This is a genomic window from Paenibacillus sp. EKM211P (assembly GCF_011066175.1).
Taxonomy (GTDB): Bacteria; Bacillota; Bacilli; order Paenibacillales; family Paenibacillaceae; genus Paenibacillus; species Paenibacillus polymyxa.
Genome location: NZ_JAAMNS010000001.1, coordinates 576,432 through 594,090 on the forward strand (window position 1 = coordinate 576,432; position 17,659 = coordinate 594,090).

A 17,659-nucleotide genomic window follows, 5' to 3' on the forward strand; every position below is an offset into this window, starting at 1 on the left:
GGGGGAGAAAAGTGGGACTTAAATATGCATTAATTGGTTGCGGACGTATTTCATCAAATCATATTGCTGCTGCGACAAGTAACGAGCTTGACATTGTTGCCTTATGCGATGTGATTCCCCAATACATGGATGCCAAGATCTCAGAGTTTAATTTACAAGACACAGTTCATTTATATACAGATTATCACCTGATGTTGCAAAATGAAGACATAGATTTAATTGCGATATGCACGGAAAGCGGATCACATGGAGCAATAGCATTGGACTGCTTGCATGCCGGAGTTAACCTGATAATAGAGAAGCCGATTGCTCTGTCCCTTGAAGAGGCAGACGCTATTATAGAATTGGCAGTAGAAAAAAAGTTGAAAGTGAGTGCATGTCATCAAAACCGTTTTAATAAATCTATTCAGAAAATAAAAGAAGCTATTGACCATGAGCGTTTTGGCAGGCTCCTTCATGGAACGGCGCATGTTCGTTGGAACAGAGAAGAAGGCTACTACAGCCAATCTGGATGGAGAGGGACTTGGGAGCATGACGGTGGGACATTGATGAATCAATGCATACACAATATAGATCTTCTGCGTTGGTTGATGGGCAATGATATTACGGAAGTTATCGGTATGACAGATAATTTGAAGCATGATTATATACAAGCAGAGGATATGGGACTGGCCATTGTGAAATTTGCCAACGGGAGTTACGGGCTAATTGAGGGGACTGTTAATATATTCGAAAAAAATCTGGAAGAAACATTGTATATTTTTGGGGAGAAAGGTACTGCCAAAGCCGGAGGAAAGTCAGTAAATCTACTAGAGGAATGGCATTTTGCCGATCAAAAGGATAATCTTGATGAAATTATAAAATCAAGTAGTGAATACCCATCTGATGTGTATGGATTTGGGCACACAGCTTTATATGCAGATGTAATAAAGGCTATTGTTACGGATGTCCAACCGTATGTAACTGCCGAAGATGGGCGTAGGGCCTTAGAACTTGTCCTTGCCATCTATAAATCTGCTGCTGAGGGGCGTAGCATTCGTTTACCATTATACAAAAGTAAAACTACAGATTTTGCGAGATTGTTTTAATTATGAGTTATTTTATTCATGAAAGCAGCTATGTGGATGACGGGGTGTCGATAGGTTCCGGAACAAAAGTATGGCACTTTAGCCACGTGCAAACAGGTGCCGAAATCGGAGAAAATTGTATTTTAGGACAAAATGTTAATATTTCCAACAATGTAAAAATAGGGAATTTCGTGAAAATTCAAAACAATGTATCTGTTTATGAAGGAGTTACTTTGGAGGATTATGTTTTTTGTGGGCCCTCTGTTGTTTTCACAAATGATTTAAACCCCAGGAGTAAATATCCAAAGGGAAAGCATTTTTATAATAAAACTGAAGTCCAATATGGGGCGTCGATTGGTGCAAATGCCACAATTGTTTGTGGAGTCACGATAGGACGGTGGTCTTTAATTGCAGCAGGAGCGGTTATAACCAGTAGTGTCCCTAATTATGCTCTATATGCAGGTCTGCCTGCCAAGCAAATAGGCTGGGTGTGTGAGTGTGGGAGTACTTTAAACACTTATTATAAATGCCGCTGTGGGAGGAATTACAAATTATCTGAGGGTTTGCTTTATAAGCAAGAGGAAAACTGACGGAGTGATGAAATGGACTTTAGAGATTTGAAAATGCAGTACAATACGTACAAATCACAAATTGATCATGCTATTCAGAAGACAATTAATGATGCAAATTTTATCGAAGGTAATGAAGTGAGAGAACTAGAGCAGCTTTTAGGGGCATATGTTGGAGTTAAGAACTGTATAACGTGTGCAAACGGTACGGATGCAATGTCTTTATTAATGATGGCATGGGGAATAAAAGAAGGAGATGCCGTTTTTGTTCCTGACTTTACCTTCTTTTCAACGGGTGAAATTGTTTCATTGTGCGGCGCTACCCCCATATTTGTTGATGTGTGTAAAGACACGTTTAATATAGATCCGATTCAATTGGAGCAAGCTATCTGGAATGTTCTGCAGGAAGGAAAATTAAAGCCACGGGTGATTATCCCTGTCGACCTTTTCGGACTTCCCGCAGATCATTATGAAATTGAGGAGATCGCCAAGCGGTACAACTTACTTGTCTTGGAAGATGCAGCTCAGGGATTTGGTGGCAAAATAAATGATAAAAAGGCGTGCAGCTTTGGTGATGCGTCAACCACGTCTTTTTTTCCAGCTAAACCACTGGGTTGCTATGGAGATGGAGGAGCTATATTTACCAATGATGACACCCTTGCTGAGTTAATCAGATCACTTAAAGTTCATGGTAAAGGTAAAAATAAATACGATAATTTTAGAATTGGCTTGAATTCAAGATTGGATACAATGCAGGCTGCTATTTTAATTGTTAAATTCAAAGCTTTTGTAGAACATGAGCTTGATAAGGTAAATCAAGTATATGAAAATTATAAAAGCTTACTGGCAGGTGCAGTAAGCACCCCGTTTATTCCTTCTGGTTATTATTCAAGTTTTGCACAATACACAATTAAGCTGAGAGACAAATACCAACGAAATGAGCTTCAAAAAAAATTAATGGAATCGGGCATACCCAGCATGATTTATTATGAAAAGCCCTTGCATAAACAGAGAGCATTTTCTTATCTGAATTCAGATGATACCCTTTATCCGATTAGTAATACATTAAGTGAAACTGTACTTTCTTTGCCGATGCATCCTTATCTAACAAAAGAACAAATAAGCAAAATTAGCGATTTGATAAAAGAATTTTTAAATTCTGCTGGGTAAAAAATGTGTATATAATCTTCGGCACAATAGGAACATACAGAGATTGAAATGAAGACTTGCAACATAATTTATATCGTTTTACATGTTCTTTTTACCTTATTTAATACTACTATTCAATCTTAAACCTCACTAACCGATAAATATAATAAATAATTCCATCGGGGGATGAACGATGAATCTACAGTTTTCACTTTCTACCAACACGGCAAGTTCCACGTCGAGTACGAAAAGTCAACTTACTGATTCAGATGTTAGCCAGAGAAGCATGCTTCTGCAGGCGGCGAAAAATGGAATCGATCTAAATAATCTTGAGCGACAAGGCATTAACGTTCCATTTGGAGATGAACAACTCATTAAAGCGATAGACCGGGCCGTTAAGGCTCTTCAGGGCCCTACAACCACGTTGGAGATGAGTGTGCATGAAAAAACACACCAGATCTTGGTCAAAGTTCTCAATAAAGACACTGGGGAATTGATTCGAGAGATTCCTCCTGAAAAGACCCTTGATTTAGTAGCAAAGATGATGGAGATCGCTGGAATACTCATAGATGAGAAAGTATAAGGAGGCGCTTAGATGCGTATAAATGGTTTTTCAGGAATGGATATAGATAGCATGGTTACGTCCTTAATGACTGCCAAGAAAACTCCGTTAAACAAGCTGAATCAGCAGAAGCAGACATTAGAATGGACGCGTGATAGTTACCGTGAGTTAAATACTAAAATCGTTCAATTTAGAGCTAAATTATTCGAGATGGATAGTAAGTCAGAGGTAATGAACACTCAGAAAGCAATGTTAACTGGTAATACAACGGCTATTAAAGCGGAAGCTAATGCTGATGCTAGCTCTACACCTATGTCTGTAGTCGTTAACAAGTTAGCAACAAAGTCCAATATGCAGACCTCTACAGGTCTACGTACAGCGGGCAGCAGTACAGCAGATGCTACTAAAAATACAACATTGGAGCAAATTGCAGGTGGCAGCGCGTCTGATACTTATGAGTTAAATATCAATGATAAAACAATCACTTTTCTTAAAACCGATACAATATCTGCAGTAATGGCCCGTATCAACTCAGAAGGGGCAAACGTGACAGCAAACTTTGATGAAATCAGCGGCAAGTTCTCTATAACAGCTAAAGATTATGGGGATAAAAATAATATTAAATTAACTGGTGCTGATAAGCAGGTTAAAAGCAGTACGCTTATGGATTTATTCCAAATTAGTTCTACAGATGTAAAGGCGGCTGAAAAAGGGGAAGTTATAGTAACGAATACTGCGGATTCGAGTTCTAAAACTTATAATCCTGATAATAATTCCCTTATCGTTAATGGAGTGTCACTGACTCTGTTAGAGACTACTGGAACTACTGGACCAGCTAAAGTCACAACCCAGTCAGATCCAACAAAAGCTATGGAGACCATTAAATCTTTTGTGGATACTTATAATGACCTATTAAGTACATTTAATACGAAACTAAGTGAACAAAAGTATCGCGATTTCCCTCCACTGACAGCCGATCAAAGGAAAGACATGAAGGAAGATGAAATTAAGCAATGGGAAGAAAAGGCGAAAAGTGGTCTCCTCAAAAATGATACGATTTTAAGTTCTGCTGTGTCTTCTATGCGAATGATCATTTCCAGTAAATTGGGAGACTTAAGTTCGGTTGGCATTACAACAGGCCAATACTACGAGAATGGTAAATTACAAATTAATGAAGAGAAACTGAAGGCTGCTTTGACGATAGATCCTGATAAGGTTATGAATATATTCAAAGGGTCGTCCGCTGATGTAAACAGCAAGCCCATCTTTAGCGAGTTGAGAAGTAAGCTTGATACTACGTTAGACATGTTTGTAAAAAAAGCAGGTACATCAAAATACGATACAAATGCTAGTACAACCTTAAAGGCTGACAGTATAATGGGAAAGCAGCTTAAAAACTATAACAGCAATATTAAAGAGATGACCAAAAAACTTGCTGATGCAGAAACACGCTATTATAAGCAGTTTTCGGCTATGGAATCGGCTATGAGCAAGTACCAGTCGCAGTCGTCCAGTTTGACAAGCTTTTTACAATAGTCTAGAAAAGGGTGATTCGTTTGATCTCATCTCCTTATGAAAAATATAAACAGTCTTCGGTGCAGACATCTACTCCAGGGCAGCTCATTATAATGTTATATGATGGGGCTATTCGCTTTGTAAAGGCTGGTCTTGATGGAATATCATCGAATGACATTGCTAAAACAAACTTAAACCTGGGCAAAGCACAAAGTATTATTAGTGAGTTAATGTCTACTTTAAACTACTCGTATGATATTTCCAAAAATTTATATGCTTTATATGAGTATATGAACTATTTATTGATTCAAACGAATATCAAGAAAAAGATTGAGTCAGGTGAAGAAGTGCTGGGTTATCTGCAAGAATTACGTGAAACTTGGATTGCAGTGAACAAGCTAACGGCAGGTATGTCATTGTCAACGGAACAGTAAGCTATGATCAATGAAGTTTTATCCCAATTGGAGCAACTAACCCAACAATTCATACTTCGACTGAATGAGACAAATTACGAGGAAGTTGAGATTTTTGTCGAAGTTCGTCAAATGAAGGTGGATCAATTGGTAAATGCCTTGGAAAATTCACCGATGGCAGAAGAACAAAAAATGAAGTTAGAGTCTATTCTAAGCTATGATGCGTTAATTGATCAGCGTATGCAATCGTTAAAACAGGAAGCCCAAAATTGGCTTGTTCAAAGAAATATAGCCAAATCGCAACGCAATGCCTATGAATCTAACTATACGCCTGATAGCTTTCTGATGGATCGTAAAAAATAAATTCAAGAAGCTCTCGTCTAACACGCTTTATTATGTGGACGAGAGCTTCTTGAACATTTAAATAGTTTCTAAATAAAGAAAAGAACCCTCAAAAGCAAAAAAATCTATCAATTTATCGTTTCAGACTCTAGAATGTAGTTTAAAACATGATTAGTAAGTCTGCTCTAGTTCAAGTTCTAAAGATCAAGAAACAAAGTTGTTGACTATTTACCCATTGTATTATATATGGAATAACTATACATGAAAACATTATCAATTCCAATTGACAATGGATAACTTTGGGTGGTATAGTCAAAAATGTGGGCGAGAGCTTCACTTCATTTGATGACGAAGGGAATGTTAGTGCATGCAAGGTAAAGTAAAATGGTTTAACGCAGAAAAAGGTTATGGTTTCATCGAAACGGCTGACGGCGGCGACGTATTTGTACATTTTTCCGCAATTCAAACAGAAGGTTTCAAAACACTTGAAGAAGGACAAGACGTGGAGTTCGACATCGTCGAAGGCGCACGTGGACCACAAGCCGCTAACGTAACCAAATTATAATCATCCCCGGCATAGCCGACCTACATAATTGGTAAGATGGTTAGCAATGGATAACGCGCTAGCAACTGCCCTGGAATATATTCCAGGGCTTTTTTATGTTTTCTACATACATAAAAGAGCCCCTTACACGTTGGTAAGGGGCTCAACATAACAGAACCTTTACTCTAGAGAACCGTCAAAGTCAGCCATCTCCACAAAAATGGTATTGGAGGAGGCAGATTGTTTCTCTACGCGTCCGTCTGGATAACGGAATTGATAGCGCAGGATGGCCTGGGCGATCAAGTACGCGCGGAGTGCAGATTCGATATCGAAGGAGAAGACGATGACGGCTTTATGGTCAGGATCAAGCTGGCCTAACGGGATACCTTGGAGCAGATTAGGATGCGGAATTGGCACAGAGTTCACGGTGACGGTTCTCAGTACAAGGAAATCTTCGGCTGAGAATGGTGCTGTGAGCAATAGCTCCTCCAGCGGAGTGTTGCCGATGTTTTCCACCTGGGCGGTGAAGGACAGGGTATCTTCTTGCCCGACACGCAGAGCGCTGGAGCTAAGTGTAAGTTTAGGGATGGCTGCGATGACGGCTATGCCTACAGTGTTGGTTTGAGCGGTTTCCTGCAGGGTCTCTCCACCACTACGACGCGAGGTATATTCGATGGTGGCCTGGTTGCTAAATGTACCATCTGCAGGTGCTTCACGGATTTGTGCCTGGAGCGTAAGGGTGAGCGTCTCTCCTGGTGCAATATCCGGGAGCGTAATACCAGTGCCAGGATTTGCGCCTGGCTGTGCTTTTTCTTGGATAGTCAGGCTGTTGGGTACATAAACAAGTCCATGCGGCAACGGGTCCGTGAACAACGGATACTGCGCCGAGATTCCCCCTTTATTTGTGATCTGAATGGTGAAGGTCAGTGTGTCTCCTACAGAGGCGTCATGGGTGTTCACCTGTTTCACTAATTCGAGCAGTGGGAATACCACTGGGATCGTCACGGTATTGGTAGTCAATGTGCCTGGTACGATTCTTCCTCCAGGCAATGTAAATGAGTAGGTAAAGGCAGCTTGATTTACGATGTAGCCAGATGGTGGTGTCTCGGATACGTTTACCTGATAAGTCAGGGTCAATGACTGACCGGGTTCCACAGAACCTAGACTAACTCCGACAGCAGGATCGGCTTCTGCCAACGATTGACCGTCCAGCTGGATGCTGCCAGGAATGTATAGGGTTCCGGCAGGAATAAAATTCTGCAGAATAACTTCTGAAGTAATGTTGCCAAAGTTATGGAGCAGTACCGTGTAGGTCAGGGTTTCTCCTGTTAGGGCCTCCTTATTTTCTGTGGAGATGTTTGCGGAAAGCTGCGGATCGAAAACAGCTACAGTCACGGTATTGCTGGTGACCTCGCTCGCACCGCCACTATCAGCATACTGAAGTCGCACATTATTATTTAGACGTCCTCCGACCGGCAGAGATTGAACATTTACGGTGAAGGATACGTTAATTGTCTGTCCCACCTGTAAGCTGCCGATAAAGAGTGGTTCACCCGGCTTGCTAGAGGCAGATGGAGAACCGTTAATTTTCAAGCTGTCCGGATTTATGATGGTGCCACTTGGTACGTAATCGGCTAACACGATGTCGGTAACGATGGAACCTCCATCATTAACAAGGGTCAGCTGATAAGGCACAGCATCACCCAATGCGACAGTAGATACCGTCGTGTGCAGCACAGCTGACAAGGCTCCTTGATCGGCAGCGACTACTTTAACCGAGACGGAAGGCGAAGTGCTCTCCTGATCTAGGCTCCGTCCATCTGGTAACTGGTAGGAGTAAGTCAGCGAAGCCTGATTCTCTAGTAAGCCCGACTCAGGGACACGAACGACAAGTGCGGAGAAGACAGTGGTCGTTTTTTCTCCTGGTGCAATAGCGCCTAGAGTAATACCTTGTTCTGGACTGGCACCATATTGAGCCACTCCATTAACCGAAACAGAGCCGGGAACAAAGGAGAGATCAGGTGGCAATAAGTCAACCAACAAGCCGAAGGCCCCAATATTTCCGGTGTTTTCCGCGATGATGGAATAGGTGACGCTTTGACCCGGATGTGCGATCTCTGTATTGGTTAATTTCGTAAGGTTCACTACAGGCTGGAGTATAGCAACCGTCACAGGATTGGACAAAATGGCACTCGATTCTTCACCATTTGTGAGCAACAAGCGGGCCTGGTTGGTACGCGGTCCCGGCTGTTCGGTAGCTGCGATACGGACTTCAAAGGATATAAGGGTCTTGGTATTCGCTTCTAATGAAGGCAACGGTATGCCATCATTAGGATCGATTCCAGCCACGGTAGACCCGTTAATCTGAACTGAGTCTGTAATAAACTCGATATCCTCTGGCAATGTATCCAGCAAACGGGCATTTTGCACGGTGTCCGCATCCTCGTTATGAATCACGAGTTCATACGTCAGGGTATTGCCAGTAGTGGCGAAAGGTGAGCTTACGCTTTTACTTAAGGTGATATCTAGCGGTGACACGGCAACCTCAACAATGTTGGATAAATGGAATCCGCTAGCCTCTCGGCCATCTGGAGCATTAAAGCGATAGCCTACCTCAGCCTGATCTACCAGTAGTACAGCTGTAGGGATGGAGGATACCAGCACTTGGAAAGTAACGGTTGCCGATTGTCCTGGTGCTATAGCTGGAGTCGGGATGCCGGAAACTGGGCTTGCACCAGGAGCAGCGATGCCGTTAATCGTCACTGTATTTGGAAGAAATACGGAGCCGTCTGGAATATTGTCACTTACCGTAGTTGAGGCAGCAATGTTTCCGGTGTTGGATACGACAATCGTGTAGGTGATGATGTCACCTATGGTGGCATTGTTGGTGCTGCTTGTTTTGACTGCTGTCAGGATCGGCTGGAAGACTGGAATAGTCACCACATTAGATGTTGAGCTGCCGGTAAATGCCCCGCTGGTAAAGCTAACTGATGCCTGATTGGTTAATTGTGCAGGTGTAGGCAAGAAATCAACTCGAACCTGGAATGTAACGGTAGTAACGGCTCCAGGAATGAGTGTACCGATGGCAATACCGAATCCCGGATTTCCATCAGGGAAGGAGGTTCCGTTTATAGTAACACTGCCATTCACAAAGGAGCTTCCCGCCGCAATGATATCTGAAACCACTATATTATTGGCAGTACTGATTCCATTGTTGGAGACAGCCAAGGTATAGGTGATGATATCGCCGACAATGGCGTCTGTAGCTGCTGTTCCTTTGACAATGCTCACATCTGGCGAAGATACAGAGATACTAACTGTGTTGGATACAACTGATCCTGATACGGTTCTGCCATCCGGCGGTTGGAAAGTGAATGAGCCTGATGCTTGATCGACCAGTACCTGTGGATTAGGCAGAGCATTGATAACGGTTTGGAAAGTTACGGATACCGTTCCGCCCGGCAGCACAGATCCAACCGGGACGCCCGTTTCGATGGACACACCAGGTTGTGGACTGCCAGCGATACTGACACTGTTGGCAAGGAATGATGATCCGGCAGGGATATTATCACTGATCGTAAGGGCAGCTGCAATATTACCGTTATTCACAGCTGTAATCGTATAGGTTAGTGTATCGCCGACGGAGGCGTTAACAGTGCTCGATGCTTTAGTAAGTGTAATTAACGGCTGGAACACAGGGACGATGAGTGGATCGGAAAAGGCAGTGCCGGTGAACGTTCCGCTGGTAAATGTGACGGATGCAATATCCGTGAGCAGTGGTGGTTGCGGCAAGCTTTGGACAGAAGTTTGGAAACTCACGATAAATGTATTTCCAGGTGCGACGTTTCCAATGACAATTCCAGCAATGGGCGAGGCGTTAGGGAAAGGTACCCCGTCGATAAGGACACTACCCGGAACGAATGAAGTACCTGCTGGGATTGTATCGGTTACAACGGTATCTGTGACGGAATCCACACCGCTATTCGTAATACTCAGTGTATATCTGATCGTATCTCCAACTACAGCGGCTGCCAGACTGGATGTTTTAGTCACCTGAATATTAGGTGCAGACACAGCGACATTAACTGTATTGGATGTGACAGTACCGCTCAGCACTCTACCATCCGGTGGTGAGTACGTAAAGTTCACTTGCCCTTGGTCGGTCAGTATAGGCGGAGTTGGCAGAGACGAGACGATGGTTTGGAAACTTACTGTGATACTGCCTGAAGGGGCCAGTGATCCGAGTGTTATGCCTGTAACTGGCGAAGCTCCTGGCACCAGGATGCCGTTAACGACTACGCTGTTAGGTAATAGTTCAGAACCTACAGGAATGTTATCCGACAGAACAGGTAAAACGGCGATATTTCCAGTATTGGTTAACGTCAAGGTGTAGACCAATGTCGATCCGATCTGTGTGTTGATGGTATTAGCGGTTTTGGTCAGGCCGATGATCGGCTGATAAACGGGCAAGGTCACCGGATCGGATTGCGAAGACGAGGTCAACGCGCCTGAAGTAAAGCTGACAGTCGCTTGGTTGGTTATTTGCGGCGGCTGAGGCAGACTGGCAACGGAGACCTGGAATGTAACGGCTGCTGAGCCACCTACTGCAATGGTGCCTACAGGGATACCTGAGATTGGTGACGCAGCAGGCACAGATGTGCTATTCACGGTCACACTGCCGGGGACAAAGCTGGTGCCTGGCGGCAGTGGATCAGATACGACGGCATTCACGACTGGGCTGATTCCGTTATTCGTAGCGACCACGGTATAAGTAATGGTATCTCCGACTACGGCAACTGTGGCAGAGGCTGTCTTGATAACGTCCACATCCGGCGAAGAGACGGAGACGGTCACGGCCGGAGATACTACACTTCCGGTCAGGACACGGCCATCTGGTGGCTGATAGCTGAAAGCAGCGGTCGCCTGATTGACCAGTGTACCCGACGCGGGCAGTGAGGTAATAACTGCCTGGAAGGTCAGTGCGACGGTCGTAGCGGCGCCTATAATACCTAAGGGAATCCCGACGGTTGGATCTGAGCCAGGTGCGGCCGTGCCGTTGATCACTACACTATTAGGGATAAAGGCAGCCCCGGCTGGAATCGGATCAGTAAGGACGGTATCGGCGCCAATGTTCCCAGAGTTAGTAACAGAGAATGTGTAGGTCACAGTATCTCCAACCGTAGCTCTTCCCGTTCCTGCACTTTTTGATACAGTGACGATGGGTTGGTACACAGGGATGGTAACGGGATTGGATACAGAAAATCCATTAAATGCACCTGAAGTAAAGCTGACGGTCGCTTCATTGGTAATGGACGCTGGTGACGGCAGCGATTGTACGTTAAGCAAGAAGCGAATAGTGGCTCCGCCACCGGCTCCAAGCGTCCCGACAGGAATGCCATTTTGCGGGTTGGCTGTAGCAACAGGAGTGCCATTAATTGTAACGCTGCCCGGTACAAATGCGGTTCCGAAAGGAATGGTATCTGTGACGATTACGCCAGTAACAGGATCGAGTCCGTTATTGAACGCAGTTATGACGTAGGGAACCGAATCACCTACGACAGCGACTGCCACATCAGCAGCCTTCGTGACTGTAACATTCGGTGATGAGATCGGAATGGATACGGGCAAGGCTGCACCGCTGCCGGTCAATGTTCGTCCATCCGGCAGTTGGAACGTGTAGTTCACAGTGGCTTGGTTGGTTAGTATAGAGCCAGGTGGTACCGATATGACCACGGCGCTAAATGAGACGGTTACCGTCGCACCTGGGGCGACCGAACCAATATTAATGCCTGTAATCGGGTCTGCCCCGGGAATAGGCGCACCGTTGACCAACACGCTATTTTGATTCAGGCTAAGCGAGCTGGATAACAGATCAAGCACGACTGTCTCTGCGGGCGCATTGCCTGTATTCGTGACAGTGATGACAAAACCAAGCGTATTCCCTACGGTTGCACGATCTGCGCTCAGAGTATTGGTCACATTCAAAATCGGCTGAAATACAGGCAGGCTAACTTGATTCGAGACGGATTGGCCTGCGAAAGCCCCGGAATTAAAGGAGACCGTTGCCTGATCCGTTGACAAACCTGATGCTGGCAAGGAGGTTACTGTGGCCTGGAAAGTGACCGTTGCCGAGCTGGCAGAAGGGACAGTGCCCACGGACACGCCTGTGGCAATGTTGGCTCCTGGTATAGTGACACCGTTGACTTGTACGGAGTTAGGTACAAAAGTAGTGCCGTCGGCAATCGGGTCGATAAAGACCGTTCCTGTCACCGGTGTGATGCCATTGTTTGCTGCGGTAATGGTGTACGTTATGGTGTCTCCAAAGGCTACAGACGTCTGATTGACTGTTTTGGTCACGGTCACATCTGGATTGGATACAGGAATAAACACCGGATTGGATTGGACGCTTCCGTTTAATGTTCGACCGTCTGGAGGCTGGAAAGTGAATGTGGCTGAACCTTGATTTAACAGCCCCAAGCCTGTAGGGACAGCATTAATGACCACTTGAAAGGTTAAAGCGACAGAGGCTCCCGCTGCAATATTCCAACCACCACACCCGTTTGGGGGTTAGCCCCGGCAACAGGTAAACCATTTACAGTGACGCTGTTGGGTATAAAGGAGGAACCTGATGGAATGGCATCGGTAAAGGTAGCTGTTGCTGCTAAATTACCTGTATTTTGGGCGGTCAGTGTATAGACTACGGTATCGCCTACGGTTGCTTGACTCATATTAGCAGTTTTAACGAGGTTGATAATAGGTTGGTAAACGGGAACGACAACGGTGTTGGAGAGTGATGTGAAATTCAGTGTGCCACTGGTAAAAGAAACCGTGGCCTGATCACTAAGCTGGGGTGGCTCAGGCAGGCTGTTAACAGACACGGAAAAAGTGACCGTTGCTGACGCCCCAGCAGCGATAGAACCGATTGGAATCCCGGTCACGGGGCTGGCTGACGGCAGCGTTGTTCCATTTACGATAACGGAGCCAGGAACAAAAGAGGAGCCTGTCGGAATGGTATCAGTCACGCGGACATCTGTTACGATTGCGATCCCACTATTGGTAGCTGTAATAGTATAGGTTATCGTATCACCAGGAACGGCATCAGTTGCCGAGGTGCTTTTACTGACCTGCACATTGGGCGATGAAACAGGAATTGTGACGATATTGGACGAAACATTGCCGTTAACAATCCGGCCATCGGGCGGTTGAAAGGAAAAGCTGATATTCGCCTGGTCGGTGAGTTGGGGAGGTAAAGGCACGGAAGTAATCACCACCTGAAAAGTTGTTTGAGTTGTGGCTCCTGGTGCAATGGAGCCAATAGACAGACCTGTTGCGGGACTGGCACCCGGAGCAGGAGTACCGTTAACGACCACACTGTTCGGCACCAGTGCCGAGCCTGTGGGGATAATGTCTGTTAATGTGGCAGCAGCAGCAATGTTTCCATTGTTGGTCACTGCCACAGAATACGTAACGATATCGCCAACCGTTGCCTGTAGGGGGTCAGCAATTTTACTTACAGTTAGCACTGGAGCATTGACGGCTACTGTCACCGGATTAGATACTGAAACACCTGAAAAAGCGCCGCTGGTATAGCTGACACGCGCTTGATTGGTGAGCTGCGGTGGGCTCGGCAATGGAGAGGATACCGTGACCCTGAACGTGATCGTCGCCCCTCCTCCTGGGGCAATGCTCCCAACCGGGATACCTAATGCCGGATCTCCGTTAGCCACTGCGATGCCATTCAGTGTTACGCTGCCCGCAGTGAATTGGGAGCCAGGCGGGATCGGATCGGAAACGACCATATTGTTCACTGCCTGGATACCGTTGTTGAGTACTGTCAGCGTGTATAACACTGAATCGCCTGGAATGGCAGTGGAACGGTCTGCGGTCTTTGAAATGGACACATTTGGCGCAGACACAGGAATGGATAACACGTTGGATGATGAGCTATCTGTTCGCACTCGCCCATCAGGCAGCGTAAAGGAAATGGCGGCGTTGGCCTGGTCTGTCAGTACAGATGGCGTTGGAAGAGAGGTCACTACAGTTTGAAATGTCAGTGTGATCGGGCTTTGCGGTGACACGGTTCCGATAAAAATACCTGCTGCTGGACTGGCTCCCGGCTGACTAACACCATTGATTACCACGCTGTTCTCTATAAAAGTAGACCCGGAAGGAATAGCATCAGTCAGCGTGACAGAAGCATTATAGTTGCCGCTATTTGTGACCGACAAGGTATACAAAATCGTGTCGCCAATCGTAGCTGCTGTTGTGCTTGCAGATTTGGCGATGCTGATACGCGGCTGATAAACGGGCACAGCAACCGTATTCGTCTGGGAGGTTCCGGTAAAGGTGCCACTGGTAAAACTGACACTGGCCGTGTTTTGCAGCGGCTGTACGGACGGGACGGCATTGACCAGCACGGCATAGGATACTAGAACAGATGCGCCTGCGCTGATGTTGCCAACAGGAATACCGCTTCTGGGGTCAGCCGTGCTCACAGGTGAACCGCCAACGGTTACGCTCCCGGGTACAAATGACACACTACTAGGGAGCGGATCGGTAATCAAGGCGTTGGTGATGGGATCAATTCCGTTATTAACGGCATTTACACTGTAGGTTAGCGTTTCGCCTACACTAACGGATGTGAATCCGGCAGACTTGGTTACTGCTACGTTGGGGAGCGATATGGATACGGAAACGATATTTGAAAGAATTGTGCCCGACAGGGTTCTCCCGTCTTGCAATTGATAGGAATACTGGAGCTGTCCCTGATCGTTTAATCCACCTCCGGGTGGGAGAGAGTCTACTGTGGTGCGAAACGAGACTGTAATTTGTGCTCCAGGATTCACTGTGCCTACTGGAATTCCGGTATTGGGGTTGACCCCCGGAACCGAAGATCCGCCAACAATGACGCTCCCTGGAATAAAGGTGGAGCCTGCCGGTACGGTTTCCGTTAAGGTCGTATTTAACACGGCTGTACCAGTGTTGGCGATGAGAAATGAATAAGTAATCGTTCCACCGACGCTGGCACGGTTGGAGCTTGCGCTTTTAGTAATTGTTGGCGCTGCAATCACGACAGGTATAGCTACAAGATTGGACAACGATGATCCGGTAAAGGCACCGGAGGTAAAGCTGACAGTTGCGCGATTGTTGATTTGCGAGGGAGAAGGCAATGAATTAATGGCTGCTCGAAAAACAACTGTTACCGATGCGCCTGGAGCCAAAGTGCCAATTGGAATCCCGTTTACAGGCGAAGCTGTCGTAGCTGGTGTTCCGTTTACAGTGACGCTGCCGGGTACAAAGGCAACTCCGCTAGGTAGCGGATCAGTCACCACGACATTGGTCACATTTGCAATGCCGTTGTTTGTGGCGGTTATCGTAAACTGAATGGTTTCTCCAACAGCAGCAGCCGCTAAGGAAGAGGCTTTGGTCACGGTCACATTCGGCGAGGATACAGGAATGGTGAGCGTGTTGGATGTGCCGTTTCCATTCAATACACGTCCGTCAGGTGGCGTAAAGGTGTACGTGTAAGTCGCCTGATCTGTCAAGTTGCCAGAGGCAGGAACAGCATTGACGAGGGTCTGGAAGGTCACCGGTATAGTAGACCCCGTATTAATCGTTCCTATTGAAAAGCCAGCAGCAGGATTGGCAGCAGGCACGGAAGAACCGCCAATGGTCACACTGCCCGGAACAAAGGATGAGCCCGCCGGAATGCTCTCTGTAAAGTTGAGATTCGCAGCAATGCTACCCGTGTTGGATATTTGAAACGTGTACGTAATGGTGTCTCCTACTGTAGCAGCCGATGTATTGGCACTTTTAACAATCCCAATAACGGGTTGATAGATCGGTGTACTCGCAGTATTGGACGGAACGCTACCAGAGATGACAGGCCCGCCAGGCACGGTTTGAAAGGAAAAGGCTGCCGATGCTTGATTGCCCAGTTGCGTGTTGGCTGGCAATGAGGTGACTGTTGCTCGGAATGTAATGGTTACCGTGGAAGAAGGAGCTACGCTGCCCACTGTAATACCTGTTGCAGGATTGGCTGTGGGCTGGGCAGTGCCCGCGACAATAACGCTGCCGGGTACAAAGGTAGCTCCGGCTGGGATGATATCGGTAAGTACTGTGTTAGACGCGCTGACAAGCCCCGTATTTGAAATGTTAACCGTGTAAGTAACTGTATCGCCAATAACCAACCCCGTAGAGCTAGCAGTTTTGGTTAGGGTCACCAGCGGAGCATTGATATCAATTTGAATGGCATTGGCATTAACGGTATAAATATCGCCATTAGTGGTTAGTTGAAGGACACCGCTGGTTTGGCTGTTTAGCAGCGTGGAGGAGATATCGACGTTGGTAATGTCCCAGCCTTGCCGTCCACCCGTAACCTGCGTGCCAGGTGTCCCATTCACCGCATTAGTGGTACCGAAGGTCCCCGTCGTGACCAATGTGCCGTCATCCCCGTTAATTTGCGACGCAAAAAAATTAGTCGAAAAATTGTTGGGCCCAGACAGCGCAGTTAAGCTGGATGTGGTAGGTCCAAATAACGCACGATCCCCGGTGATATCCACGTCACCCTCTTGGGCGCTAATTAACGCCCTGCCGCGCAAAGTCCCCTGTACAGGCGTGGCAAACCCGCTCACTACCACGTTGACCGAGCCAGTAGCGCTGCTAACTCCTTCACCGCCTACACGCAGCGATAGGTTACGGAAGGGGAGAGACGGGTTATTGTATACCACTGCCAGTGTCCATCCAGCGTGGTTGGTGTTGGTAGAATCGGGGACCGTAATGGTGCCCGTCACATTTCCGACCGTATACGCTCCTGCGCCGCCTTGAATGACCAGATTTGTTACATTCGCGGTTCTTACATAGGTACTGAGGCTGGTGACGTTGACCGATGTTGCAGATTCAGGACTGACTGTAGTAGATAAAGCAGGGGTCTGAAATGTGACTGGGTTGCTGGTGCTGGACAATACATTGGTACTGCCGTTGGCATAGCTTCCTCCCCAAATAAGCTCAGCATACAGCACTGTACTGCCCGCAGGGAGCACGAGGAATGCTGTCGATGAGTTACTGGCAAAGGCAGAAGTCGTGCCGAATGGATACGTGCCGAAGCGTGAGGCTGTATTGGTTGTGATGAAAGCGCCGATGCTGGTCGCAGTACCCGGCACCCCTACCGAAGCAGAACGTGCCAGCCCGAGTGTATTCCCTATAAAGGTAATAGCCCCGGTCTGGTTCGTTGCGTAACGCTGAATAAAAGCCATGGATTAACTTCCTACTTTCCATCTCTTCCCAATTAGATACCTCAGAGATTTTTGAAGGGGAAGAGCCAGCTAGGCTGGGTGTAATGATCCTTTCGTATAAATTGCCTGCATGATAATCAGGTCTTGCATACGGCATAAGTTCCTATACCTGATTCAGCTTGATATGGCCCCCTCCTCCTTCGATAAAATAGATTAGCATGAGCTCCAAATAGTGGATCTGTCACGACACCAGCGGAGTAGCTA

8 protein-coding genes and 1 pseudogene are annotated in these 17,659 nt (G+C 46.5%); 8 read left to right on the forward strand and 1 reads right to left on the reverse strand.

Features of this window, described 5'->3' with window-relative positions; genetic code table 11:
• The first annotated feature begins 11 nt into the window (after positions 1 to 11).
• The 8 genes from G9G57_RS02655 (at position 12) to G9G57_RS02690 (ending at position 6,182) form a co-directional block, all read left to right on the forward strand.
• Positions 12 to 1,088: a Gfo/Idh/MocA family protein gene (locus G9G57_RS02655; protein ID WP_044786124.1), complete on the forward strand. Its 1,077-nt coding sequence runs from the start codon at positions 12 to 14 to the stop codon at positions 1,086 to 1,088.
• Between the two features lie 2 nt (positions 1,089 to 1,090).
• A complete protein-coding gene (locus G9G57_RS02660; RefSeq protein ID WP_164964435.1) occupies positions 1,091 to 1,657 on the forward strand; it encodes an N-acetyltransferase in 567 nt (188 codons plus the stop codon).
• 12 nt (positions 1,658 to 1,669) lie between these two features.
• On the forward strand, positions 1,670 to 2,806 hold the full coding sequence (locus tag G9G57_RS02665; RefSeq protein ID WP_044786122.1) for a DegT/DnrJ/EryC1/StrS family aminotransferase: 1,137 nt from the start codon (positions 1,670 to 1,672) through the stop codon (positions 2,804 to 2,806).
• Positions 2,807 to 2,978: 172 nt separating this feature from the next.
• Entirely contained in the window at positions 2,979 to 3,368 is a 390-nt protein-coding gene (locus G9G57_RS02670) for a flagellar protein FlaG (protein WP_044786120.1), read from the forward strand.
• Between the two features lie 12 nt (positions 3,369 to 3,380).
• Entirely contained in the window at positions 3,381 to 4,883 is a 1,503-nt protein-coding gene (gene fliD / locus G9G57_RS02675; RefSeq protein WP_164964436.1) for a flagellar filament capping protein FliD, read from the forward strand.
• 20 nt (positions 4,884 to 4,903) lie between these two features.
• The gene (gene fliS, locus G9G57_RS02680; RefSeq protein ID WP_044786117.1) at positions 4,904 to 5,296 is read left to right on the forward strand and encodes a flagellar export chaperone FliS; all 393 of its coding nucleotides are present in this window, start codon (positions 4,904 to 4,906) and stop codon (positions 5,294 to 5,296) included.
• Positions 5,297 to 5,299: 3 nt separating this feature from the next.
• Positions 5,300 to 5,638 (forward strand): hypothetical protein, encoded by a 339-nt coding sequence (locus G9G57_RS02685; RefSeq protein ID WP_164964437.1) that lies wholly within the window; start codon positions 5,300 to 5,302, stop codon positions 5,636 to 5,638.
• A gap of 346 nt (positions 5,639 to 5,984) precedes the next feature.
• Positions 5,985 to 6,182, forward strand: a complete 198-nt coding sequence (locus G9G57_RS02690) for a cold shock domain-containing protein (protein WP_013373372.1) — start codon at positions 5,985 to 5,987, stop codon at positions 6,180 to 6,182.
• Between the two features lie 159 nt (positions 6,183 to 6,341).
• Here G9G57_RS02690 and G9G57_RS26330 read toward each other — a convergent pair.
• Positions 6,342 to 17,416, reverse strand: a pseudogene (locus G9G57_RS26330) (DUF7507 domain-containing protein).
• Positions 17,417 to 17,659: the final 243 nt, after the last annotated feature.

What these genes read in the sequence shown, in the direction of transcription:
- G9G57_RS02660 (WP_164964435.1), top strand. Translation starts at nt 1,091, where the DNA reads ATGAGTTATTTTATTCATGAAAGCAGCTATGTGGATGACGGGGTGTCG.
- G9G57_RS02665 (WP_044786122.1), top strand. Translation starts at nt 1,670, where the DNA reads ATGGACTTTAGAGATTTGAAAATGCAGTACAATACGTACAAATCACAA.
- G9G57_RS02670 (WP_044786120.1), top strand. Translation starts at nt 2,979, where the DNA reads ATGAATCTACAGTTTTCACTTTCTACCAACACGGCAAGTTCCACGTCG.
- fliD (WP_164964436.1), top strand. Translation starts at nt 3,381, where the DNA reads ATGCGTATAAATGGTTTTTCAGGAATGGATATAGATAGCATGGTTACG.
- G9G57_RS02685 (WP_164964437.1), top strand. Translation starts at nt 5,300, where the DNA reads ATGATCAATGAAGTTTTATCCCAATTGGAGCAACTAACCCAACAATTC.
- G9G57_RS02690 (WP_013373372.1), top strand. Translation starts at nt 5,985, where the DNA reads ATGCAAGGTAAAGTAAAATGGTTTAACGCAGAAAAAGGTTATGGTTTC.